Source organism: Streptomonospora litoralis, from assembly GCF_004323735.1.
GTDB lineage: Bacteria > Actinomycetota > Actinomycetes > Streptosporangiales > Streptosporangiaceae > Streptomonospora > Streptomonospora litoralis.
Genome location: NZ_CP036455.1, coordinates 4,989,928 through 5,013,226, shown reverse-complemented (window position 1 = coordinate 5,013,226; position 23,299 = coordinate 4,989,928). Strand labels below are relative to the sequence as shown.

General features: G+C 72.8%; 20 protein-coding genes. 19 read left to right on the top strand and 1 reads right to left on the bottom strand.

The window, feature by feature from the left end; translation table 11 throughout:
• The first annotated feature begins 511 nt into the window (after positions 1-511).
• Positions 512-1,102: a hypothetical protein gene (locus tag EKD16_RS21175; RefSeq protein WP_131100735.1), complete on the top strand. Its 591-nt coding sequence runs from the start codon at positions 512-514 to the stop codon at positions 1,100-1,102.
• A 165-nt stretch (positions 1,103-1,267) separates the two neighbouring features.
• Here EKD16_RS21175 and EKD16_RS21170 read toward each other — a convergent pair whose 3' ends face one another.
• Entirely contained in the window at positions 1,268-1,789 is a 522-nt protein-coding gene (locus EKD16_RS21170) for an inorganic diphosphatase (RefSeq protein WP_131100732.1), read from the bottom strand.
• An 80-nt stretch (positions 1,790-1,869) separates the two neighbouring features.
• Here EKD16_RS21170 and dacB point away from each other — a divergent pair, with 80 nt between their 5' ends.
• From dacB to EKD16_RS21080, 18 genes are all read left to right on the top strand, one after another.
• Positions 1,870-3,225, top strand: coding sequence for a D-alanyl-D-alanine carboxypeptidase/D-alanyl-D-alanine endopeptidase (gene dacB, locus EKD16_RS21165; protein WP_242677097.1), 1,356 nt, complete (start codon positions 1,870-1,872; stop codon positions 3,223-3,225).
• A 157-nt stretch (positions 3,226-3,382) separates the two neighbouring features.
• On the top strand, positions 3,383-4,516 hold the full coding sequence (locus tag EKD16_RS21160) for a zinc-dependent metalloprotease (RefSeq protein ID WP_131102842.1): 1,134 nt from the start codon (positions 3,383-3,385) through the stop codon (positions 4,514-4,516).
• 25 nt (positions 4,517-4,541) lie between these two features.
• Positions 4,542-5,594, top strand: coding sequence for a tRNA lysidine(34) synthetase TilS (gene tilS, locus EKD16_RS25880; RefSeq protein WP_131100728.1), 1,053 nt, complete (start codon positions 4,542-4,544; stop codon positions 5,592-5,594).
• 153 nt (positions 5,595-5,747) lie between these two features.
• Positions 5,748-6,302 carry a hypoxanthine phosphoribosyltransferase gene (hpt, locus tag EKD16_RS25875; protein WP_131100726.1) on the top strand — a complete coding sequence of 185 codons (555 nt, stop codon included), beginning with the start codon at positions 5,748-5,750 and terminating at the stop codon, positions 6,300-6,302.
• A 480-nt stretch (positions 6,303-6,782) separates the two neighbouring features.
• On the top strand, positions 6,783-8,882 hold the full coding sequence (ftsH, locus tag EKD16_RS21145; RefSeq protein WP_131100724.1) for an ATP-dependent zinc metalloprotease FtsH: 2,100 nt from the start codon (positions 6,783-6,785) through the stop codon (positions 8,880-8,882).
• 29 nt (positions 8,883-8,911) lie between these two features.
• Positions 8,912-9,508 (top strand): GTP cyclohydrolase I FolE, encoded by a 597-nt coding sequence (folE, locus tag EKD16_RS21140; protein ID WP_131102841.1) that lies wholly within the window; start codon positions 8,912-8,914, stop codon positions 9,506-9,508.
• Between the two features lie 357 nt (positions 9,509-9,865).
• Positions 9,866-10,717, top strand: a complete 852-nt coding sequence (folP, locus tag EKD16_RS21135; protein ID WP_131100722.1) for a dihydropteroate synthase — start codon at positions 9,866-9,868, stop codon at positions 10,715-10,717.
• Positions 10,714-11,169: a nuclear transport factor 2 family protein gene (locus tag EKD16_RS21130; protein ID WP_131100720.1), complete on the top strand. Its 456-nt coding sequence runs from the start codon at positions 10,714-10,716 to the stop codon at positions 11,167-11,169. Before folP ends, EKD16_RS21130 begins: the two co-directional genes overlap by 4 nt.
• Entirely contained in the window at positions 11,166-11,546 is a 381-nt protein-coding gene (gene folB / locus EKD16_RS21125; RefSeq protein ID WP_131100718.1) for a dihydroneopterin aldolase, read from the top strand. Before EKD16_RS21130 ends, folB begins: the two co-directional genes overlap by 4 nt.
• Before the next feature lie 115 nt (positions 11,547-11,661).
• Positions 11,662-12,177: a 2-amino-4-hydroxy-6-hydroxymethyldihydropteridine diphosphokinase gene (gene folK, locus EKD16_RS21120; RefSeq protein WP_131100717.1), complete on the top strand. Its 516-nt coding sequence runs from the start codon at positions 11,662-11,664 to the stop codon at positions 12,175-12,177.
• Positions 12,178-12,352: 175 nt separating this feature from the next.
• Entirely contained in the window at positions 12,353-12,790 is a 438-nt protein-coding gene (locus tag EKD16_RS21115; protein WP_207391619.1) for a DUF3180 domain-containing protein, read from the top strand.
• 1,128 nt (positions 12,791-13,918) lie between these two features.
• Entirely contained in the window at positions 13,919-14,362 is a 444-nt protein-coding gene (locus EKD16_RS26275; RefSeq protein ID WP_394347357.1) for a PH domain-containing protein, read from the top strand.
• A 3-nt stretch (positions 14,363-14,365) separates the two neighbouring features.
• Positions 14,366-17,095, top strand: a complete 2,730-nt coding sequence (locus tag EKD16_RS26545) for a PH domain-containing protein (RefSeq protein ID WP_341351853.1) — start codon at positions 14,366-14,368, stop codon at positions 17,093-17,095.
• Between the two features lie 382 nt (positions 17,096-17,477).
• A complete protein-coding gene (locus EKD16_RS21100) occupies positions 17,478-17,720 on the top strand; it encodes a DUF320 domain-containing protein (RefSeq protein ID WP_131100715.1) in 243 nt (80 codons plus the stop codon).
• Positions 17,721-18,290: 570 nt separating this feature from the next.
• The gene (locus EKD16_RS21095) at positions 18,291-18,536 is read left to right on the top strand and encodes a chaplin family protein (RefSeq protein WP_131100713.1); all 246 of its coding nucleotides are present in this window, start codon (positions 18,291-18,293) and stop codon (positions 18,534-18,536) included.
• Between the two features lie 285 nt (positions 18,537-18,821).
• Positions 18,822-19,712, top strand: a complete 891-nt coding sequence (locus EKD16_RS21090; protein ID WP_131100711.1) for a Rossmann-like and DUF2520 domain-containing protein — start codon at positions 18,822-18,824, stop codon at positions 19,710-19,712.
• Between the two features lie 31 nt (positions 19,713-19,743).
• Entirely contained in the window at positions 19,744-20,619 is an 876-nt protein-coding gene (gene panC / locus EKD16_RS21085; protein ID WP_131100709.1) for a pantoate--beta-alanine ligase, read from the top strand.
• 43 nt (positions 20,620-20,662) lie between these two features.
• Positions 20,663-23,275 carry an L-aspartate oxidase gene (locus tag EKD16_RS21080; RefSeq protein WP_131100707.1) on the top strand — a complete coding sequence of 871 codons (2,613 nt, stop codon included), beginning with the start codon at positions 20,663-20,665 and terminating at the stop codon, positions 23,273-23,275.
• The last annotated feature ends 24 nt before the right edge of the window (positions 23,276-23,299 follow it).

Here is a 23,299-nt window from a genome sequence, read left to right as displayed (position 1 = left end):
AGCGCCGACGGCGGCGCTGCGAGCCATGGAGGTCAGGTAGGCACGGGTGCGCGGTTGCATGCCGGTAAGACCATCAACCTTTCTATCCGGGTGTCAAGTTCTGCGGTCGGCCCGGCGTGTCGGATGCGTCACTCGCGGAAGTGGGGGGTGGTGGTCGCGACGGTGTCGAGGGCCAGGCACGAGCTCGGGTGGAGCCCGGAATCGGCTGATCCGGCCGGACCGATTTTCGGTAAACGCGTTGCGGTCTTGTCGGTCTCGGTGATGGCATAAGAGTCCGCTAAAGACCGGAATCCGAGGCGAGGCGGCGGGTCCGCGGCCCGCCCGGTGCAGGCGGGCGCCCGGCCCCGCGCGCCGGACGTCCCGTGCCGGGCGGCGGAACGGGGCGAGGACGAGTGCGCGTCTGCGGAGCAGGTCGCGCCGGAGGTGATCGTTGGGGGGCGGGGGAGCGAGCCGACCCGGCCGGACCGGGCGGCCCTCCGCCGCGCCCGCAGGCAGGTGGGTCCGGTTCGCGGTGCGCGCTTCGGTCGCCGCGGCGGCCGGAGTGATGGCCGCGGGCTTCCTCGACTGGCGGGCGGGCGCCCTGGTGGCGGGGCTGACGGCGCTGACCTACCTGCTGCTCGGCACAGCGGGTCGGCGCATCCCCGCCGCGCGTGGCCTGCGGCCCGCGCTGCGGGCGCTGCGCGGCGGCGGTTACCGGGTGATCCGGGAGGGCACCGCCCGCTATGTCGCGGTCGGGCCCGGCGGCGTTTATCTGCTGGTCGCCACGCGGCGGCAGGCGGTGCGGCTCGGCGGCCGCGGCTGGCGCATCGGCGGCGCCCCCGCCGAGCGGCTCGCCGAGCGTCTGTCGGCGCAGGCCGCGCGGCTGGATCGGGCGCTGGCCTCCGACCCCGCCGCAGCGGACGGTTCCGCGACGGCCGCGGCGATGCTCCTGGTCGCCGGGCCCCGCCCCGAGGGGGTCGCCGATCTGGGAGGGGTGCTGCTGGCCCGCCCCCGGACCGGCGCGCGGTTCGTCCTGGGCCGCGATGACGTGCTGTCCGCCGAGGACGCCGACCGCATCGCCGAACGGATCGAGCGACACCTGTTCACGCCGGGATCGGGTTGAGCAACGGCTCCCGGCCGGAGGTGCTCAGCCGTTCGCCGGTATTCGACTCGGCCGCACAGCGAGTCGTGCGGGCGCCGATCACCGGCGTCGCGGACCTCCTCGCTCCCGCGGCCCGGCACCACGGCGTCTCGGGCCGGGCCGCGGACGGCGGTCCGCTCACCGGGCCTATTCGCCCAGCTTGATGTGGGAGGGGTCGCCGTGCACGCCGGCCTCCTCGGCGCGCTTGACCGATGCCACGACCTCCTGCTCGGCGTCGTGCCGGCCCACCCAGGTCGCCCCCTCGACGGACTTCCCCGGCTCCAGGTCCTTGTAGACGCTGAAGAAGTGCTCGATCTCCAGCCGCTCGAACTCGTTCACGTGGTGAATGTCACGCAGGTGCTCCATGCGCGGGTCCGTCGCCGGCACGCACAGCAGCTTGTCGTCGCCGCCGGCCTCGTCGCGCATGCGGAACATCCCCACCGCGCGGCAGCGGATCAGGCACCCCGGGAAGGTGGGGTGCTTCAGCAGGACGAGGGCGTCCAACGGGTCGCCGTCGTCGCCCAGCGTGCCCTCGATGAAGCCGTAGTCGGCGGGGTAGCTCGTCGACGTGAACAGCATCCTGTCCAGACGGATACGTCCTGTTTCGTGATCCATCTCATACTTATTACGCTCGCCCTTGGGGATCTCGATCGTGACGTCGAATTCCATGCTGTTCTCGGTTTCCTCTACGGCTAGTGTCGCTACAAACAGTCGATGGTCGTCGCATGCCAACGGAAGGCAGGTCCAGGGTGCGGCAGGTACGGGCCCGAGCGCTGCTCGCGTTGGCCGTCCTCAACATATTCGTGCTGGTAGCGGGCGTGGTCGCGATCGACGTGATCGAATCCCGTCCCCCCGCGACGATGCCCTACCCTGTCGCCTTCGCCGAGGACGCGCCCGACGCGGCACCGCAGGACGCCGCCCCGGTGGATCCGGAGCGGCTCAGGGATAAGCTCGATGATCCCATGGCGGACTCCGGCATCGCCGACGGGCTCTATGCATACGTGGCCGACGCCGAGACCGGCGAACGCCTCTACGGCCGTGACGCCGGCAAGACGGCGGTGCCCGCGTCGACCACCAAGCTCGTCACCGCGATCTCCGTGCTGCACGCCGCCGGCCCCGACAAGCGGTTGTCGACGGAGGTGGTCCGCGACGACAACGGCGGGATCGTGCTCGTCGGCGGCGGCGACCCCACCCTCACGAAGACCGGCGAGCGGGACCACTACCCCCGCCCTGCCACGCTCGAACAGCTGGCCGCCGACACCGCCGCCGAGCTGAAGAAGTCCGGCACCGATTCGGTACAGCTCCACTACGACGACTCCTTGTACCGCGGCTCGAACACGGGGCCGGGCTGGAAGCCGAGCTACGTCGACGGGGGCAACGTCTCGACCGTGCACGCGCTGATGATCGACGGCGGGCGCGTCTACCCCGAGAACGACTACAGCCGGCGCGTCGGCGACCCGCCCGGTGTCGCCGCCGACGCGTTCGCCGAGCAGTTGGCGGCCGCCGGGATCGAGGTCACCAACGAGCCGGGGCCGGCTGAGGCGTCCGACGGCGCCGAGACCCTCGCCTCCGTGCAGTCCCCGCCGATGTCCGCGCTGGTCGAGTGGATGCTGCTGGACAGCGACAACGATATCGCCGAGGCGCTGTACCGCCAGGTCGGCCTCGCCCAGGGGCACGGCGCCTCGTTCGCCGGAGGCGCAGAGGGCGTCCAGGAGGTGATGCGCGAACTGGGGGTCGAAAAGGTCCACATCGAGGACGGCAGCGGTCTGTCGGTGAACAACCGCATCGCCCCCAAGGCACTGGTCGAGCTGGTGCGGTTGGCGTCGGAGCGCCCGCGGCTGTACCCGGTGCTCAGCGGACTGCCCACGGCGCATTTCACCGGCACGCTGGACGACCGCTACTCGCAGGCGAGCGGCACACACTCCGGAGCCGGGCGCGTCCGGGCCAAGACCGGCACGCTCAACGGTGTCAGCACACTCGCGGGCACCGCCTACGACTCCGACGGCCGGCTGCTGGTCTTCGCTTTCATGGCCAATGCCCCGGGTGCGGCGGGCAGCATCCTGGACACGTTCGCGGCGGCCGTGGCCGAGTGCGGCTGCACGTGAGGCGCTTGGGGGCGGCGACACGGGACGCGGACGGGGTCGCTCCGCCCTCGCTCCGGGCCTCGCCGAGCCCCCTGTAGGGAAGTTCCCTGAGGAATCCCGGAAATCCCCGCGCCCCACGTCCGTTCGACGATTTCGTGGGTACGGTGAAGGCGTGAGTTTGATCGACTGGGACGTAGCCGTCAGCACCGGAGTCCGACTCGTCCGGCCCGGCCCGCAGGTGGACCTCGCCGACGCCCGCCAGGCCGTGGCGCAGCTGCGCGAGCTTTCCACCACCGCACAGGGCCACGTGCGCGAGTTCACCGGTATGGAGCCGCTCGAACCGGCAGGACCAGCGGTCATCGTGGACCGCCCCGGCTGGATCAAGGCCAACGTCGCCGGGTTCCGCGTGGTCCTCGAACCCATTCTCGACCGCCTTGGCGGCGAGCGGATGAGCGGGGGCGCCGGCACCCTTACGACCGCCGTCGGCTCCCGGGTCACCGGGGTGCAGCTGGGTGCCGTGCTGTCCTACCTCGCCGGCCGGGTCCTGGGGCAGTACGAGCTGTTCCTGCCGCCGGCCGCCGACGGCAGCGCGCCCACGGGGCGGCTGACCCTGGTCGCCCCCAACATCGTGCACGCCGAACGCGAGCTCGACGTCGACCCCGACGACTTCCGGCTGTGGGTCTGCCTGCACGAAGAGACCCACCGCACCCAGTTCACCTCCACACCCTGGCTGCGCGACTACGTGCAGCAGCAGATGCAGGAGATGCTGCTGGCCTCCAACGTCGACGCCGGAGACATGCTGGCGCGGCTGCGCTCCGCCGGCGAAGCGGTGGCCGACGCGATCCGCGGCGGCGAGGCCAACCTCATCGAGGTCTTCCAGAGCGAGGAGCAGAGCGAGATCATGGACCGCATCACCGCGGTCATGACCCTCGCCGAAGGCCACGGCGACTACGTGATGGACGCGGTCGGCCCCGAGGTCGTCCCCTCCGTCGAGGAGATCCGGCGCCGCTTCCAGCGCCGCCGCGAAGGCGCCAACCGCATCGACAAGGTCATCCGCCAACTGCTGGGCATCGACCTGAAGATGAAGCAGTACGAGGAGGGCGCGGCCTTCGTGCGCCAGGTGGTGGCCCAGGTCGGCATGAGCGACTTCAACCGCGTGTGGGAGTCGCCGGAGACCCTGCCGACCATGAAGGAGATCCGCAACCCCGACTCCTGGATCGACCGCGTGGTGCGCCCCGCCGCCCTGCCGCAGGAGTTCGGCGAGCGGCCCGCGACGGAGGGCGGGGCCGCGGGCGGCCCGTCCCCGGCGTGATCCGCGCCGCGGCGGGAGCCCGGCCGTGAGTGGACCGCCGACCGCCGTCGCCGCGGTGCGCCATGCCGTCCGCGGTGCTCTGGACGGACTGGAACCGGGCGCGCTGGTGCTGGTGGCCTGCAGCGGCGGCGCCGACTCGCTGGCGCTGGCGGGTGCGACCGCGTTCGCCGCCCCCCGGATGGGCCTGCGGGCGGGCGGGATCACCGTCGACCACGGGCTGCAGGACGGTTCGGCGGAGCACGCGGCCGAGGTCGCCGCGACCATGCGCACATTGGGCCTGGACCCGGCCGAGACGGCCTCCGTACGCGTCGGCGCCGAAGGCGGTCCCGAGGGGGCCGCCCGCGCCGCCCGCTACACCGCGCTGGAGCAGTCCGCGCGGCGGCTGGGAGCCGAAGCCGTGCTGCTCGGCCACACCCGCGACGACCAGGCCGAGACCGTGCTGCTGCGACTGGCCCGCGGCTCGGGCGGGCGCTCGCTGGCCGGAATGCCCGCGCGCAGCGGGCGCTACCTGCGGCCGCTGCTGCACCTGCCGCGCAGCCTGGTGCACACGTCCTGTACGGACATGGGACTCGTGCCGTGGGCGGACCCGCACAACGCCGACCCCGCCTATGCGCGCTCGCGCGTGCGCCAGGAGGCCCTGCCCGTGCTGGAGCAGACGCTGGGGCCGGGCATTACCGAGGCTCTGTCCCGCACCGCCGACCTGCTGCGCGACGACGCCGAAGCGCTTGAGGCCTGGGCCCGGGAGGCCGAGGAGCGCGTGCGGGACCCAGCCGGCGGGCTGGACGCCGCGGCGCTGGCCGAGTTGCCGCGGGCGGTGCGCACCCGGCTCCTGCGGCACGCGGCGATCGCGGCGGGTGCGCCGGCGGGCGCGTTGGGCGCGGTGCACGTCGCCGAACTGGACCGGCTGGTGGCCGACTGGCGCGGCCAGGCGCACGTCGACCTGCCCGGTGGCCTGCGCGGCAGGCGCGAGGAGGGCAGCATCACCTTCCGGGCCGAGACGGGATCCCGGAACGCGGAGGTGCCCGGCGGCGGCCATGGCGACCGTCACACCGGACCGGCTGCCCGCACCGCCCGCTAGAGCCGCAGGCCCGCGCTGCGCGGCCCCTGGCGGCGCCGGGCCGTGTGCGGCCGCCCGCACGGCGGAGTGCACCTGCGCACGGCGCCCTCGGTGCGCCCGTCTATTCTGGGGGCGTTCTGCCAACCCCGACCCGAGCAGCGAGGTCAGTCAAGCGTGGACGCGAAAGACATGGGTGAGGATCTGGAGAAGGTCCTGGCGACCGAGAGCCAGATCAGCGCCAGGCTGAGCGAGATGGCGGCCGAGATCGACGCCGACTACGCCGGCAAGGACCTGCTGCTCGTCGGCGTCCTCAAGGGCGCCGTGATGGTGATGGCGGACCTCGCGCGGGCCCTGCACCACCCGTGCGAGATGGATTGGATGGCGGTGTCGTCCTATGGGGCCGGCACGACGTCCTCGGGTGTCGTGCGGATCCTCAAGGACCTGGAGATCGACATCAAGGACCGCAACGTCCTCATCGTCGAGGACGTGATCGACTCCGGGCTTACCCTCTCCTGGCTGGTGGGCAACCTGAGGTCGCGCGGTCCGGAGTCGGTGGAGATCTGCACGATCGTGCGCAAGCCGCTCGCCTTCGACGTGGATCTGGATGTGCGCTACGTCGGATTCGACATGCCCAACGAGTTCATCGTGGGCTACGGCCTGGACTACGCCGAGAAGTACCGCAACCTGCCCTTCATCGGCACTCTCGCGGCGCACGTCTACCAGGGCTGAGCGCCGACCGGCCCGCGCCGGCTCCGGCGGGCCGCGCCGCGCATGGTAGGGCTCCGCCGCGGGCAGCTGCCCGGGTGCGGCGGCGCGGCGTCGGGCCGCCGCACAGGCGCCCGCGGCGAGCGGCGGGAACAACGAGTCCTCCCCGCGCGTTTGACTCGTGACGGTGTCCACCGTCCGCGAACGCGGGGGGACGTGAGTGCACCCGCTAACGCACGGGGTGTACCGTCGATTATCCCGGCGTTGCTGTAGGGAGTCTGCGGAGAACTGCGGGGACGACCGCGCAGGCCCGCAGCGAATGTAGGAAAACGTGTCCGATAGGTTCCGCTTCCGGCGGCCACATGGGGCTCCCCGGCCACGGGTTCCGGGCTCGGCACACGGCGCGCTTGCGTCGGGGCCCGGCACCGCGGCCGTGCCGACCCCTGCGGTTTTCGGGGCAAGCCGCCTGGTCAGGAGGGACGGACCCAGCGGGGTTCCGGATAGATGAATCTCAAGCGCTTGTACCGCGGGCCGTGGCTGTGGATCGTGGCCATCGGCCTGTTGATGATCGCCGTTTTCCAGTTCACCGGACTGGGCTCCGGCAATGAGCCGGAGAAAGTCGACACGTCCCGTGTCTTCGAGCTGATCGCCCAGGACGAGGTCGACAACGCCAGGCTGATCGACAAGGAACAGCGGATCGAGCTGACCACCACCGACGGCGAGGTCTACGAGGCCTACTGGGTGGCCGGGCAGGGCGACGAGATCGCGCAGCGGCTCGAAAACCTCCAAGAGGACGGGAACCTCCAGTCCTACGACATCGAGGTCCCGCAGGACAGCATGTTCGTGTCGTTGCTGTTCAGCTTCCTGCCGCTGGTCATCATCATCGCCATCTTCCTGTTCATCATGAACCAGATGCAGGGCGGCGGCGGCCGGGTGATGAACTTCGGCAAGTCGAAGGCCAAGCTGATCACCAAGGACACACCCAAGAGCACCTTTGCCGACGTCGCGGGAGCCGACGAGGCCATCGAAGAGCTCGGGGAGATCAAGGACTTCCTGCAGAATCCCTCGAAGTTCCAGTCCATGGGCGCCAAGATCCCCAAGGGCGTGCTGCTGTTCGGGCCCCCTGGCACCGGTAAGACCCTGCTCGCCCGGGCCGTCGCCGGAGAGGCGGGGGTGCCGTTCTACTCCATCTCCGGCTCCGACTTCGTCGAGATGTTCGTCGGTGTGGGTGCCTCTCGCGTTCGCGACCTGTTCGAACAGGCCAAGGCCAACGCGCCGGCCATCATCTTCGTCGACGAGATCGACGCCGTCGGCCGCCACCGCGGCGCCGGCATGGGCGGCGGCCACGACGAGCGCGAGCAGACGCTGAACCAGATGCTGGTCGAGATGGACGGGTTCGACATCAAGGGCGGCGTCATCCTGATCGCGGCCACCAACCGGCCCGACATCCTCGACCCCGCCCTGCTGCGCCCCGGCCGCTTCGACCGCCAGATCGTGGTGGACCGCCCCGACATGGAGGGCCGGAAGGGCATCCTGGAGGTGCACGCCAAGGGCAAGCCCATGGCCGACGACGTCGACCTCGACGTGATCGCCCGCCGCACCTCCGGCATGACCGGTGCCGATCTGTCCAACGTGGTCAACGAGGGCGCGCTGCTCTCGGCCCGCGCCGGGCACAACCAGATCGACCACGCCACGATGGAGGAGGCCATCGACCGGGTGATGGCCGGGCCCGAACGCAAGACCCGCGTCATGTCCGACACGGAGAAGAAGGTCATCGCCTACCACGAGGGCGGCCACGCCCTGGTGGGCCACGCGCTGCCCAACGCCGACCCGGTGCACAAGATCACCATCCTGCCGCGCGGCCGCGCGCTGGGCTACACCATGTCGGTGCCGACGGAGGACAAGTTCCTCACCTCGCGCTCGGAGATGATGGACCAGCTCGCGATGATGCTGGGCGGGCGCGCCGCCGAGGAGATGGTCTTCCACGAGCCGACCACGGGTGCGGGCAACGACATCGACAAGGCCACCAGCCTGGCCCGCAGCATGATCACCGAGTACGGCATGAGCGAGCGGCTGGGCGCCCGCAAGTTCGGCAGCGGCAACAGCGAGCCGTTCATGGGCCGCGAGATGTCGCACTCGCGCGAGTACTCCGAGGAGATCGCCTCGGTCATCGACGAGGAGGTGCGCCGCCTCATCGAGTCGGCGCACGACGAGGCGTGGGACATCCTGGTCGAGTACCGCGCCGTTCTCGACGACCTGGTGCTGCACCTGCTGGACAAGGAGACCCTGTCCAAGGAGGAGGTGCTGGAGGTCTTCGCGCCGGTGACCAAGCGTGCCTCGCGCGGCTCCTACACCGGCTACGGCAAGCGCCAGCCGTCGTCCCGCCCGCCGGTGAAGACGCCCAAGGAACTGGCCCTGCTCGGCCCGCGCGATCTGGACGAGCTGTCCTCCGGTAACGGCCAGAGCGGCTATTCCGGGGGCGAGCCCTGGGGCGAGTCCGACCGCCAGGGCGAGCACGCCGAGGGCCAGGGCTCCACGGGCGGGGTCAACGGCCGCACGCGCCGGTCGGAGGAGTCCGACGACGACACCGGGGAACAGGCGTGAGCGCTGAGAGCCCCGATGCCGATACCGACATCCCGCTGGTCGTCCCGGCACACAAGTCGGTCGACCACGGGCGGATCGAGAAGGCGGTCCGGGAGATCCTGCTGGCCATCGGCGAGGACCCGGACCGCGACGGTCTGCGCGAGACCCCGGCGCGGGTCGCGCGCGCCTACGAGGAGCAGTTCGCCGGTCTGAGCCAGCGCCCCGAGGACGTGCTGACCACGGTGTTCGAGGCGGGTCACGAGGAGATGGTGCTCGTCCGCGACATCGAGCTGTACTCGACCTGCGAACACCACCTCGTGCCCTTCTACGGCAGCGCCCACGTGGGCTACATCCCCAACAGCAAGGGGCAGATCACCGGGCTGTCCAAAATCGCGCGTCTGGTCGACGTCTACGCCCGCCGCCCCCAGGTGCAGGAGCGGCTGACCACTCAGGTCGCCGACGGCATCATGGCCAACCTGGAACCGCGCGGGGTCATCGTGGTGATCGAGGCCGAACACCTGTGCATGACCATGCGCGGGGTGCGCAAGCCCGGTGCGAAGACGGTGACCTCGGCCGTGCGCGGCGACTTCCGCAACCGCGACCGCACCCGTGCCGAGGCCATGAGCCTGATCCTGGGCCAGCACTGAGCCGCCCGGGCGGGCGTCCGCACTTGCCGCGCCGGCGCCGTCGCCGGACCCGCGGCGGCCGCCGATCCCGGCATGATCGATCGTATGGCGGGTCGCAGCGCAAGCCGGGGGTCTCGTAGGCTGATCGACAGGATCCGCCCGTCGGCGGCGGGCCGGATCGCCGCTGGTCCGCTCACGTGAGGACGGACGCCAACCGCGTACCGGGCGCGGCGGCCCCACGAAGGGGGAGGGGAAGAGACGATCACGGCCATCGAAGCGAACGGACCCCAGCAGCGTGAGGGCGCCCGAGCCGCGCCCACCACGCTCCCGTCGGGCCGGGATCTGCCCGGTCTGCCCGTCCGGGAGCGGTGCCTGGTCATGGGCGTCGTCAACGTCACCCCCGATTCGTTCTCCGACGGCGGATCGTGGTTCGACACCTCCAGCGCCATCGAGCACGGTGTGCGCCTCGCCGAGGAGGGCGCCGACATCGTCGACGTCGGCGGGGAGTCCACCCGGCCGGGCGCGCAGCGCGTCTCCCGCGACGAGGAGCTGCGCCGGGTGGAGCCGGTGGTGCGCGAACTCGCCCGCCAGGGAATCGCCGTCAGCGTCGACACCATGCGCGCCGAGGTGGCCGCCCATGCGGTGGAGGCGGGCGCGCGGCTGGTCAACGACGTCAGCGGCGGGCTCGCCGATCCCGCCATGGCGCGCCTGCTCGCCAAGACCGGGGTCGGCTACGTGCTGATGCACTGGCGCGGCCACAGCCACCTCATGCAGGACCGCGCCCGCTACGCCGACGTGGTCCAGGAGGTCCACGACGAGCTGCGCGAGCGCATGGCGGCCATGGTCGACGAGGGGGTCGCTCCCTCGCAGGTCGTCCTCGACCCCGGACTCGGGTTCTCCAAGCTGCCCGACCGCGCCCACAACTGGGCACTGCTCGCTCATCTCGACCGATTCCACGACTTGGGGCGTCCACTTTTGATCGCAGGCTCCCGCAAGCGCTTCCTCGGCCGGCTGCTCAGCGACGCCGACGGCAACCCGCGCGACTTCGCCGGATGCGACGACGCAACCGTCGCGCTGACCACGCTTTGCGCCGCCAACGGCGCCTGGTGCGTCCGGGTGCACGACGTCCGCCCCAACGCCGACGCGGTACGGGTCGCCGCGGCTTGGGGTACCGGCGGAGCCCGACTCGACGAAGGGCGTGGCGAACTCATCGGCCGGAGCGGCCGGTGAGGTCCCGCCAGGAGGTCATGGAGCGCGTCGCCGAGGCCAACGCGCAGTTCTACGGTGCCATCGAGAACGGCGACATCGACCTGATGCGCCGCGTCTGGGCCGAGGAGGACGAGGCGCCCGACCTCGTCTGCATCAACCCGGGCTGGCCGCTGCTGCGCGGGCGTGCCGAGATCATGCGGGCCTGGACGCTGATCATGGCGAACGTGCCCTACATCCAGTACGTGCTCACCGAGACCCACATCGGTGTCAGCGGCGAGGTGGCCATGGTCACCTGCGAGGAGAACGTGCTCACCGCCGAGGACGACAGCCCCGGGTTCGTCGCGGGCGGGCAGGTGGTCACCACCAACATGTTCGTGCGCACCGCGGAGGGTTGGCGGCTGTGGTCGCACCACGCCTCGCCGGTTCTGCTCGACGAGAACGAGGAGCAGGACGGGGAGGGGGACGCGGTGTGACCGAGGCGCTCGACCGCATCCGGTTGCGCGGACTGCGCGCCCGCGGATACCACGGGGTGCTTCCCGAGGAGCGGCGCGAGGGCCAGGAGTTCGTGGTCGACGTCGCCATCGGACTCGACCTCAGCGAGGCCGGCGCCAGCGACGACCTCGCGGCCACGGTGCACTACGGCGAGCTTGCCGAACGGCTCGTGTCGGTGGTGCGGGGCGAGGCGGTCGACCTGATCGAGACGCTGGCCGAGCGGTTGGCTGCGGTGTGCCTGGTTGAACCGCGGGTGCGGGAGGCCGAGGTCACCGTGCACAAGCCGCAGGCGCCGATCCCGCACACTTTCGAGGACGTCGCCGTGACTATCGTGCGTACGAACCGGGCGGGCGGGTGAGGCGCGCAGAGCCTCCGGCGGTACCGGGCGAGGTGTTTCGACCGGTCGGCTCGCGGGGCACGGCGATGGGCGCCGGAGCCGCCGTAGACGGCATGGCAGTCGAAGGGGGTAGGCGATGACCGGGCCGGCGACGCGACGCAGGGTCGTGCTGTCCCTCGGCAGCAACGTGGGTGACCGACTGGCCGCGCTGCAGGGCGCCGTAGACGCGTTGTTCGACGCGCCCGGGCTGGAGCCGGCCGGGCTGTCGCCGGTCTACGAGACGGCGCCGGTGGGCGGCCCCGAGCAGGGACCGTTCCTCAACGCCGTGGTGACCGCCGACACCCGGATGCCCGCCGATGTGCTCCTGGAGCGGACGCAGTCCGTCGAGGAGGCGCTGGGGCGGGTGCGCGACGTGCGATGGGGGCCGCGGACCCTCGACGTCGACATAATCGCGGTGGGGGGCGAGTCCAGCGACGCCCCGGAACTCGTTCTCCCGCATCCCCGCGCGCACGAGCGGGCGTTCGTGCTGGCGCCGTGGGCCGACGTCGAGCCCGACGCCGAGATCTCCGGGCGCGGCTCGGTGCGTCGGCTGCTCGCCGGTATCGACGGCCAGGAACTGCACCGCCGGGACGACCTCGTGCTGAGGGTCTGAGCCCGGGCGGCCTGCGAGGGGCCGGTCGGTCGCCGAGGCATCGAGGGTCTTTGAGGGTGTGAGGACTGTGTACGACGACAACGAGGACCGGCCGACGGACTACGGGAACGGCGCCGGACCCGGCGGTGAAGGTGATGAAGGCGGCGAGGGCCGCATCAAGCCGACCGGATGGCGGATGCCGCTGGCTGTCGCCGTGGTTTCGGGAGTTCTGTCGTTCCTGGTGATCGACCGGGTCTACGGCGGGATCCCGCTCCTTCCGTGGAGCGCGATCCCCACCCTGCTGCTGTTGGCCGCCGCCGAGACGATCACTGCGGTGCACACCCGGCGCCGGATCCGGCGGGTGCCCGGCACGGAGCCGATGGAACCGCTCAGCGCCGCCCGGCTGGTGGCCCTGGCCAAGGCCAGCGCGGTGTTCGCGTCGATCGCCATCGGCGCCTTCGCCGGCATGCTGGCTGCCCTGTTGGAGCGCCTCGGCGCGGTGGACGCTCGCACCGATGCACTTACGGCGGCCGGCACGCTGCTCTCGGCGGCGGTGCTGCTGGCGGCCGCACTGTTCCTTGAGTATGCCTGCCGCGTCCCGGGCGAGGAGGAGCCGCAGGGCCCGAAAACGTGAGAGCGCGGCAGCGGACGCCGGGGCATGGGGGCGTGGTGGCTGTGGGGTCTTGGGGCCTTGGGGCCTTGGGACAGCCGGGTGGCGGGGCCTGCGCCCGTCGGCTCGGGTGCTCGCCGGTGGCGGTGCGTGGTGGCGGGGCGGCTCGGGTCCGCTGGGTGGCTTTGCTGGTCTGCCGGGGTGCGGGTGGTCTTCGGGAAAAGCGGCGCCGAGGGCGCTGGATGGCTCGGCCTGCGGTTGTCGGATCGGGTGCTCGCCGGTGGCGGCGGCCGGCGGGGGCGGCGTTCGGCCGCCGCAGGCCGGTCGGCACATCGAACGCGCGGTTTTCACCGGATCCCGGCCACTGTCTGGTCGAAACCCTGCAATAGGTAGCACCGGTCCCATCGAGTCTGTCTCCAGGGCTGGATTCGGCGCCGAATCCAGCCCTGGAGACAGACTCGGCGCGGCTTCTCCCGTCTATCGTGGACTTATGGTCGCCGGAAATCGTATTCCGTGGCCATAAGTTCACGATAGATGCCGGATGAACCGGCATAGGGGACATACCGGCGCCGGGGCGGCGCCGAGGCGGGTGCCGCCGCACCTACGTGCATCTCGTGGCCCCGCCCCGGCCGCATGACCGCCGCCGACCACCGCAGGCCCGGGCCCGCCAGCGTCGTCGCCCCCGTCGGGCGCGCCACCGGCGAGCACCCGGTGCGTTGGACGCGGGCTGGGCCATCCGCTGCCGTTGCCGCCGCCGTTTCCCGTCAGGCTGCCCGTTTCCCGGCAGACCAACAAGGCCGCACAGCGAACCGCTCCCGCTCCCGCTCCCGCCCCTAATCCACTCCCGCTGCGCGGCACGCCGGGAACGGCCGGAAAGCCGCGGTTGCAGGCGTGTTCGCGCGGGCCTGTGGATGATGGCGCTCGGGAGTGGCATCGGGATGATTGACTGGAATCGTGGACTTTGCCGCGTCTGAGCCAGTCTCTCAGCAATCCGCGTCCGGCCCGAGCGCCGGGCGCGAATCCGAGGCCGATCGCAGCGCGTCCGCGGCTCCCGCCCAGTCGGGCGAGCCAGAGGGGTCGGCGGACCGCGCCGAACTCGCGTCGCGGATCGACGCGGCGTTCGCCGCCCCGGCGGGCACGTCGTGGAACCGCGTGTCGACGTCGCTGACCTGGTACCGGCGCTCGGTCATGTTCGCGGTACTGGTGCCGGCCCTGCTCCTGGGTGGCGCAGCGCTGTGGATCGTCGGATGGGTGTGGGCCCTCGCCTGGGCCGTTCTTGCGGCGGCGTTCGGCGGCCTGGGCTGGTGGGCGGCCCGGTTGATGCGCGACACCTGGGGCTACGCCGAGGGCGAGACCGACCTCTACCTGACCTACGGCCTGTTCACCCGCCAGCTCGTCGTCATCCCTTACGGCCGTATGCAGGTCGTCGACGTCACCTCCGACCTGCTGGAACAGGCGCTCGGCACGGCGACCGTGCAAGTGCGCACTGCGGCGACCACCGCCGACACCCGCATCCCCGGCCTGCGCCTGGACGACGCCGTCCAGTTGCGCGACCGGCTGGCCGCACGCAGTGAGACCTTCTCGACGGGGCTGTGATCCGTGAGCGACGCCGACCGCACCGCGTCCGGCCCGGACGCCGACAACCGCACCCGCGACGACCGCCGCGGGCAGGACGATCGAGGCCGCGAGCCCGGTTCGGATTCCGCCGTCCCCGCCGGCGAATGGTTCGGCCCGGCATCCGAGCGCGAAACGCGGAGCAGGGATCGCGCGGAGCCGGACGGCGATGCGACCCGGCCCGGCGGCGACGGGTCCGACCCGGCGGTGGAGCCGTCCAACGGCCGCGCCGCCGACGCCGCGGACAGGCCCGGCGCCCAGTCGCACGAGAGCGGTGAACCGGGTGACGCCGAGGGTGAGGCAGACCCCGAGGAATGGGCCTTCGGTAAGCCGCCCGAACGCGGCATGCCCGAACTGCGCCCGGTGACCGCACCCACCGACACCCACCGCTCTGAACAGGTGGCCCCGCCGCCGGTCGCCGAGCGCCCGTACTACACCGACCAGTCCTCCGACGCGGGATCCCCGTCCGCAAGCGGTGCCGCGAGCGGTTCGGAGGGTGTCGGGGCCGCTCGGCGCCGCGACGACGAGGACCACGCCTCCGTACGGCCCGACTCGTCTGCGTCGGGTCGGCGGGACGATACGGGAGCCGGTGCAGCATCGGAATGGCGGCGGGAAGACGGCGTCCCGGGCGCGGCCGGCGCTCAAGGCCCGCTCGACGGCCGCCATCCGCTGCGCGAGGAGCAGTCCGTGACCGGCGGGTTCGGGGAGCGGGGCGGACGCAGTGCGCCGGGCGGTGCCGAAGGCCGCGGCGCGGGGCCGGAGGGCCATCACGGGGTGCCGGAGCGGGAGGATCGCGGCGGGGCCGGGCCCGGTTCCGCCGGCGCCGCCGCGTCCCGGTCCGAGGCCGAGAGCGGCGACCTGCCGCAGGCGGGCGGCATCGTCGGCACCGACGAGTCGGGCGTCCCGGTCGTCGAGTCGGGCGGGACGCCCTCCCGCGGCGCGGCTGAGCGGCGCGGCGGCGGGCCGCGGTTCGCTCCTCCCGCCGATGAGCGCCCCGTCGACACGTACGCGGCGCCCCGCGGGTCGTCCCCTCAGGAATGGGCGCGTCCGCCCGCTATGGGCGGAAGCGCTCCGGGACCGTCCGAGCCGAGCCGCCCGGCGCAGCCGCCGGCACCCGCCCACGGTCCGCCGCACCACGGCCCACCGCCTTTCGCAGGCCCGCCTCCCGCTCCGCACGGTGCCCCCGGCGCCCCCTGGGGCGGGCAGGCCGCGCACTCCGCCGCGGGACACCATCAGGCCGGTCCCTACGCCCCGCACGCGGGCGCGGGTGCCCCTGCTCCGCTGCCGGGCGGCCCGCCCGTCGGCGGCAGTGTCCGCGCCCGCTTCCTGCCGCCTACGGCCGCGGCCCCGCCGCCTCCTCCCGGCGGTGGGGGCGAGCGGTCCGGGTCGCGGCCGTCCGGCGAATCCGACGTCACCCGCGGCGCCCACCGCACGCACTGGGCGTCGGTCCCCTTCCAGGTGCTCCTGGTGACCGTCGTCTTTCTGGCCCTGCCGGGCCCGCTGCTGCTGCAGTTCGGCCTGATCTGGGTACTGCTCATGACGCTGGCCGTGGCGTGCGGCGCAGTCGCCTTCGCGCTGCTGGCATGGTGGAACTCCTCTTTCGGACTGCGTGAGGACCACCTGGTGGTCCACTCCGGGCTGGTCCGCAGGTCCTCACGGGAGATACCGCTGAGCCGCCTGCAGGCCGTGGACGTCGTGCGTCCCCTGCTGATGCAGGTGCTGGGGCTGGCCGAGCTACGGGTGGAACTCGCGGGCGGCGACTCCAGCGAGATCCGGCTTCGGTATCTGTCCTGGAACCGGGCCGAGCGCCTGCGGGCGACCCTGCTGGCGCACGCGGCCGGGCTCTCCGGCAACACACCCGAGGCGCCCGAGTGGCCTTTCTACAAGCTGCCGTTCGGGCTGCTGCTGGGCGCTCTCGCGTTCCGGTTGCCGGTGCTGGGCGCAGTGATGCTGTTCGTGCTGCTCGTCGCCGCCGGCGCGGCCGTCGGAGCGGGGACGGGCGTGTTCGAGGCGGGTGTCCTCGGCGGCGCCGTACCGCTGCTGCTCGGGCTGATGCGCGGCTTCCTGGGACCGCTGATGCGCTATACGGACTTCTACGCCTCGTTGTCGCCGGACGGGCTGCGCCTGCGCTACGGGATCTTCCAGGCGCGGATGCAGACGGTACCGCCGGGGCGCGTGCAGGCGGTCCGCATCGTCGAGCCGCTGCTGTGGCGGGCGCTGGGCGTGGTGCGCGTGGAGGCCAACGTCGCCGGCTACGTCGGCGAGCGGCAGATGGACTCCTCGACCCTGCTGCCGGTCGTGCCGCGCCGGCTCGGCTACCTGCTGGTGAACGAGCTGTTCCCGGGGACCGATGTCTCGCAGACCCGCATGCACCCGGCCGGCAGCGGCCGTGCCCGCGACGGTGCGCTGGGTGTCGACGAGCAGGTGTTCGTGGCGCGGCGCGGACTCGTCTGCCATATCACCGAGATCGTGCCGCACACGCGGACGCAGACCGTTCGGATGACCGCGGGTCCGCTGAGCCGTCGGCGCGGTGTGGCCACGGTGGACGCCGACACGCCGCCGGGGCCGATCCGGGCGCACGCCGACGGACGGGAGATCGGGGAGGCGCGCCGTGTCGTGGACGGTATGGCCGCCTACGGCCACGCCGCGCGCCAGGCGAACGCGGGCCCCGAGCGCTGGGCGACACGCAGCGAGTCGGCGCCTCCGGCGCCGTGACGCCACCCTTGACGCCACCGCCGCGCCGGGCGTGTCGGCCGGGGTTTCGCCCCGAAGTGCCCGCGGGTTCCGGTCCGGCGCAACGCCGGTAGGGGACACGTCGGCCCGATGGGACGGATGTGGCATGTGTCACGCATGGTGCGGATGAGGGGCGCTGAAGTCGGAGATTCGTGGAGGAATGTCCGGACAATAGGTGTCACGCTACGCGCCTGAATGAATGCTGCGGGTTATTCACATTCGCCGAGTTGATCGAAACGCAGGACGCGGGCGGGGGTGTGTGACTAGATTGATCCTCGAACGCGATGTGTAATCGTGTTCTCACGCACAGTCGAACAACACGCCGGACGGTTGTCCCCGTTCGGCCTGGATAAGGGGAATCCACGTGCTGAAGAAGACCCTGGCCGCCAGTGCCCTCACCGCCGCCGCTGCCGGTGCGATCCTCGCGAGCGCCCCGAGTGCCTCGGCCGACGACGACATCTTCACCTCGGGCAACGGCTCGATCCTGGGCGGCAACCAGGTCGTCGCCGACCTGAACGTGCCGGTCAACGTCTGCGGCAACGGCATCGGCGTCCTCGGCAACGGCGGGGGCGCCTGCTACAAGTCCGGCGCGATGGTCTGGGAGTAGGCAGGAACTCCCGTGCTCCCGCCCGCGGGAGCACACCCTGAGCGCTGCGAGCCGGCGCCGCCCCGCGGGGCGGCGCCGGCTTCGTCGTTCCAGCGCCGTACCGGCCCGGGAATCGTCCCGGGAGCGGGAGGGGCGGCGCCAAGGCGCGGTTGAGAACGCCGGCCGGTAAGGCCGCCCGGTCGTCCCGAGCCGCCGCGCCGCAACCGCTACAGGTGGAGGGGATCCGAGTGGACGGGCCGAGTCGGCTGTTCTGCCCGGCCGCAACCGGCATGGAACTCTTCGTTCCGAAACGCCGGTTCCGCGGTGGGCGGAAACGGATGGTACGGGTGTGCCGCAGGTCACGTCATGCCGGAACCCGGGTGCTCGCCAGGTGGAGAACGTCATTCCATATCCGGACAAAGTGTTTCACCCAATGTGCCTGTGTGTATCCGCATCGACATAACCGCCGGTGTGGGAGGTGTGAGCGCGTGGGCGGGGGGCTACATCCGGTGTCGAGCACGACGGGTGCTCACGCATCAGCGAACACCGAGGGCCGGTCGACCCCTGACCGGTCCGAAGAAGGGAAGCCACGTGCTGAAGAAGTCTCTCGCCGCCGGTGCCGTCGCCGCCGCCTCCGCGGGCATCCTGTTCAGCGCCACCCCCGCCTACGCCGCCTACGGCGACGTCCTCAGCGCCGGCAACGGCGGCATCGTGGCGGGCAACCAGGCCGCCGTCGACGCCGACACCGCGGTGAACGGCTGCGGCAACGCGGTCGCGGTGGTCGGCAACGCAGGCGGCGCCTGCTACAACTCCGGCATCATGATCAACACGCAGTAGCCCTCAGCCGCCGGTGCGCCCGACACGGCCGGTCGGCGCACCCTCCCGCCCCCCGCCCCGTGCGCGGCAGGCCACCGCGCGCGGGGAGCCGGCGCCGCCTGCCCCCGGCGGCGCCGCTTCGTGTTGTGCGCCGTCTCTCTCCGTTCGCACCTCTACGGGCGATTCCACAGGTGGGACCCGCCGCGCCCCACTGTCGCACGGGGTGGTGTGGACGCGGCGCCTCCGGCCATAAGTAAGCTGGCCGCGCAGATGTCCGGTACCCCGGGTGGACTGGAACGAGGTGCGATGCAGCAGGCGGAGAACACGCAGCGGCCGGCCCGGTTGCGTGTCGGCGTCGTCGGCGCCGGGCGGGTCGGCTCGGTGCTGGGGGCTGCGCTGGAACGGGCCGGGCACCAGGTGGTCGCCGCGTCCGCGGTCTCGGAGGCTTCGCGTGAGCGGGCCGCCCGGCGGCTGCCCTCGGCGCGCATCGCCGACCCCGCCGAAGTCGTCGCCGCCGCCGATCTCGCGCTGCTCACCGTCCCCGACGACGCCCTCGAACCGCTCGTGCGCGGCCTCGTCGAGACCGGCGGCGACGTGAACGGCACGTTCCTGGTCCACACCAGCGGCAGCCACGGCTACCACGCGCTCGCACCCGCCACCGCGGCCGGGGCGCTGCCTCTCGCTTTGCATCCGGTGATGACCTTCACCGGCCGCGACGAGGACGTCGACCGCCTGGCGAGCTGCTCGTTCGGCGTCACCGCGCCGGAGACGCTGCGGCCCATCGCCGAGGCGCTCGTCGTCGAGATGGGCGCCGAACCCGTGTGGATCGCCGAGGAGCACCGCACGCTCTACCACACGGCCCTGGCCGGAGGCGCGAACCACCTGGTCACCCTGGTTGCCGAAAGTGCGGAGCTGCTGCGCTCCGCGGGCGTGGAGCACCCGTCCCGGGTGCTCGGCCCGCTGCTGGGCGCGGCGCTGGACAACGGCCTGCGGCTCGGTATGGACGGCCTCAGCGGCCCCGTTCTGCGCGGCGACACCGCGACCGTGGCCGCCCACCTCGCCGAGCTGCGCAGGCACTCGCCCGAGAGCGTGCCCGCCTACGTGGCTCTGGCCCGGCTGACCGCCGACCGCGCCCTGGACGCCGGACTGCTCAAGCCGCACGACGCCGAACGCCTGCTGGACGTCCTCCAGGCGTGAGCGACTGCCCCGGACCCTGGGAGACTCCCCCATGATCGACCCCGCCGAATCCTCCCGCACCACCCCCGCCGTCGCCCGGACCCCCGAGGAGCTGGCCGTCCTGCGTTCGCGCCTGGAAGGCCGGGTCGCGCTGGTGCCCACCATGGGCGCTCTGCACGGCGGGCACCGCGCCCTGATGTCCACCGCCCGCGAGCAGGCCGACGCGCTGGTGGTCAGTGTGTTCGTCAATCCACTGCAGTTCGGCCCCGGTGAGGACTACGAGAGTTACCCCCGCGACCTCGACGCCGACTTGGCGGTGTGCACCGAGGAGGGCGCCTCCCTGGTGTTCGCTCCCTCGGTCGAGGACATGTACCCCGGCGAGCAGATCGTGCGGGTCGATCCGGGAGCCATGGGCCGGGTGCTGGAGGGCGAGTTCCGCCCCGGTTTCTTCAGCGGTGTGCTGACCGTGGTGAACAAGCTCTTCAACCTGGTGCGCCCGGATGTCGCCGTGTTCGGGCAGAAGGACGCCCAGCAGCTCGCGCTGGTGCGCCGCATGGCGCGCGACCTCAACATGCCGGTCGCCGTCACCGCCGCCCCGACCATGCGCGACCCCGACAACCTCGCCTCCTCCAGCCGCAACGCCTACCTCTCTCCGAAGGAGCGGCGCAGCGCCCTCGCCCTCTCCCGGTCCCTGCTGGCGGGGGCGGACGCCTCGGTCACGGGGCCGGTGGGTATTCTCAGTGCGGCCCGCGCCGTCCTGGACGAGGCCGCCGCGGGCGACCCACCGGTCACCGTGGACTACCTGTCCCTGGTCGACGCGCACACCTTCGCGGAGGTCCCCAACGACTTCCGCGGTGACGCCGTCCTGCTCGTGGCGGCGCGTGTCGGGCAGACGCGGCTGATCGACAACGTGCCGCTCACCCTGTGAGCCGCCTCGCGGGCGGCGGCACCGGGACGAAGGAGGATCCGCGGTGTCGGACACGCCCCCCGACCTGCCGCGCAGGCTGACCGCACCCGCGCCGGGGTGGACGACCGCCTGCGACGTCGTCGTCGTCGGCTCCGGGATCGCCGGTTTGAGCACGGCCCTGCGCTACACCGAGCTGGCGCCGCAGGGCCGGGTCGTACTGGTCACCAAGGACCTGCTGTCCACCGGCTCGACCCGCTGGGCCCAGGGCGGTATCGCCGCGGTCACCGATCCCGCCGACGCTCCGCTGTCACACATGGTCGACACGGTCGTGGCCGGGCGCGAGCTGTGCGATCCGAAAGCCGTGCGCGCGCTGGTCACCGCCGGGCCGCAGGCCCTGCGCTGGCTGGTGGAACGCGGTACGGCCTTCGACCGCACCGCCGACGGCAGCCTGGAGCTGGGCCGGGAGGGCGGGCACCGCGCCCGCCGCATCGCCCATGCCGGAGGCGACGCCACCGGCGCCGAGATCGAGCGCGCCCTCGTCCACGCGGTGACCGCCGACCCCCGCATCGAGGTGGTCGAGCACGCCTTCGCACCGGACCTGCTCCGGAGCGGCCCCGCCGAGGAGGGCGGGGCGCCGGTGGCGGCCGGTGTCACGGTGCACGTCATCGGCGAGGGCGAGCGCGACGGTGTGGGCCGGGTGCGGGCGCCGGCGGTCGTGCTGGCCACCGGGGGGATCGGCCAGGTCTTCGCCTCGACCACCAATCCGGAGGTCTCCACCGGCGACGGCCTCGCGCTGGGGCTGCGCGCCGGGGCCGCGGCCGAGGACCTGGAGTTCGTGCAGTTCCATCCCACCGTGCTGTGGCTGGGTGCCGGGGCGCGCGGCCAGCAGCCGCTCATCTCCGAGGCCGTGCGCGGGGAGGGCGCCTTCCTCGTCGACACCGCCGGGCACCGCTTCATGCGCGACCGCCACGAGCTGGCCGACCTCGCCCCCCGCGACGTGGTCGCCCAGGGGATCGCCGAGGCCATGGCCCGTACCGCAGCCGACCACGTGCTGCTGGACGCCCGCCACTTCGGCGCCGCGATGTGGGAGGAGCGCTTCCCCACGATCCTCGCCGCCTGCCGCAAGCACGGCGTCGACCCGGTGACCGAGCCGGTGCCGGTGGCGCCCGCCGCCCACTACGCCTCCGGCGGGCTGCGCACCGACCTGCGGGGGCGCACCGGAGTCGGCGGCCTCTACGCGGTCGGCGAGGTGGCCCGTACCGGCGTGCACGGCGCCAACCGGCTGGCGTCCAACTCGCTGCTGGAGAGCGTCGTGTTCGCCCATCGCGCCGCGGAGGATCTGGCCGAGCGCGCGGGCGCCGAAGGCGGCAAGCGGCCCGCGCTGCCGCCGGCGGAGGCGGGCGGCGCGGGCCCGAGCGGGCTCGTCGCGCCCGCGGCCGTCGCCCGTATCCGCGCGGTGATGTCGCGCTGCGCCGGTGTGGTGCGCGATGAGGAGGGACTGCGCGCCGCGCTCGGTGAACTGGCCGAGGTCGCCGCCGACCCCGCCAACGACGAAGCCGTGCCCGGCACCTCCGCCTGGGAGGCGACCAACCTGCTCACGGTCGCGGCCACCCTGGTGCACGCCGCGCTGCTGCGGGTGCGTGCCGACGCCGCCGCGGCAGCCGCGGCCCCGGCGCCTTTCGGGCCCGCCCGGCTGAACGTCCGCGTAGAGCTCGGCGGGCGGCACCGGCTGGAGGAGACCGATCCGGACCCGCTGACCGGCCCACTCGGCGCCGAACTGGAGGAACTCGCCCGCTCCGGCGGCCACCACGGCGGGGGCGCCGCCGGGGTGGTGGACCGGGTGCGCACGGCGCTGCGGGAGGACCTCAGCCTGCCCGGCCCGCTCGGCGGGCAGGGCGCCGACGTCACCACCGCCGCCACCATCCCGGCGGCCCAGATCCGCACCGCGGACGTGGTGGCGCGGGCCGAGGGCGTGCTGGCCGGGCTGCCCGTCGCCGAACTCGTCTTCGCCGCGGTCACCGGCGGCGTCGTGGAGGTCGAACGGCACGCCGCCGACGGTGACCGGGTGGCGCGCGGGGACGTGCTGATGAGCGTCACCGCCCGCACCCGCGACCTCCTCACCGCCGAGCGGACTGCCCTGAACATCCTCACCCACCTGTCCGGAATCGCCACCGCGACGGCTGACTGGGTCGCGGCCGCCGCGGGCACCGGGGCGCGCGTGCGCGACAGCCGCAAGACCCGTCCGGGCCTGCGGGCGCTGGAGAAGTACGCCGTTCGGTGCGGCGGCGGGGTCAACCACCGCTTCGGTCTGGCGGACGCGGCGCTGATCAAGGACAACCACGTGCTGGCCGCCGGCGGGGTCGCCGCGGCCGTCCGCGCGGTGCGCTCCGCCTTTCCCGGAATCCCCTTGGAGGTCGAGGTCGACCGGATCGACCAGATCGAGTCCGCCATCGCCGCCGGCGCCGAGGAGATCCTGCTGGACAACTTCACCGTCGAGCAGCTGCGCGAGGCGGTCGGGCTGGTGGACGGTCGGGCGCGGCTGGAGTCCAGCGGCGGGCTGCGGCTGGCCGACGCCGCGGCTGTCGCCGCCACCGGGGTCGACTACCTCGCGGTGGGCGCTCTGACGCATTCCAGCCCGGCCCTGGACATCGCGCTCGATCTTCGGGACATTCGCTGAGATCCTCCACAACTCACCAGGAGA

Coding starts and splice junctions, on each gene's coding strand:
- EKD16_RS21170 (WP_131100732.1), bottom strand. CDS start 1,789: ATGGAATTCGACGTCACGATCGAGATCCCCAAGGGCGAGCGTAATAAG.
- ftsH (WP_131100724.1), top strand. CDS start 6,783: ATGAATCTCAAGCGCTTGTACCGCGGGCCGTGGCTGTGGATCGTGGCC.
- folP (WP_131100722.1), top strand. CDS start 9,866: ATGGGCGTCGTCAACGTCACCCCCGATTCGTTCTCCGACGGCGGATCG.
- folK (WP_131100717.1), top strand. CDS start 11,662: ATGACCGGGCCGGCGACGCGACGCAGGGTCGTGCTGTCCCTCGGCAGC.
- EKD16_RS21115 (WP_207391619.1), top strand. CDS start 12,353: ATGCCGCTGGCTGTCGCCGTGGTTTCGGGAGTTCTGTCGTTCCTGGTG.
- EKD16_RS21090 (WP_131100711.1), top strand. CDS start 18,822: ATGCAGCAGGCGGAGAACACGCAGCGGCCGGCCCGGTTGCGTGTCGGC.
- panC (WP_131100709.1), top strand. CDS start 19,744: ATGATCGACCCCGCCGAATCCTCCCGCACCACCCCCGCCGTCGCCCGG.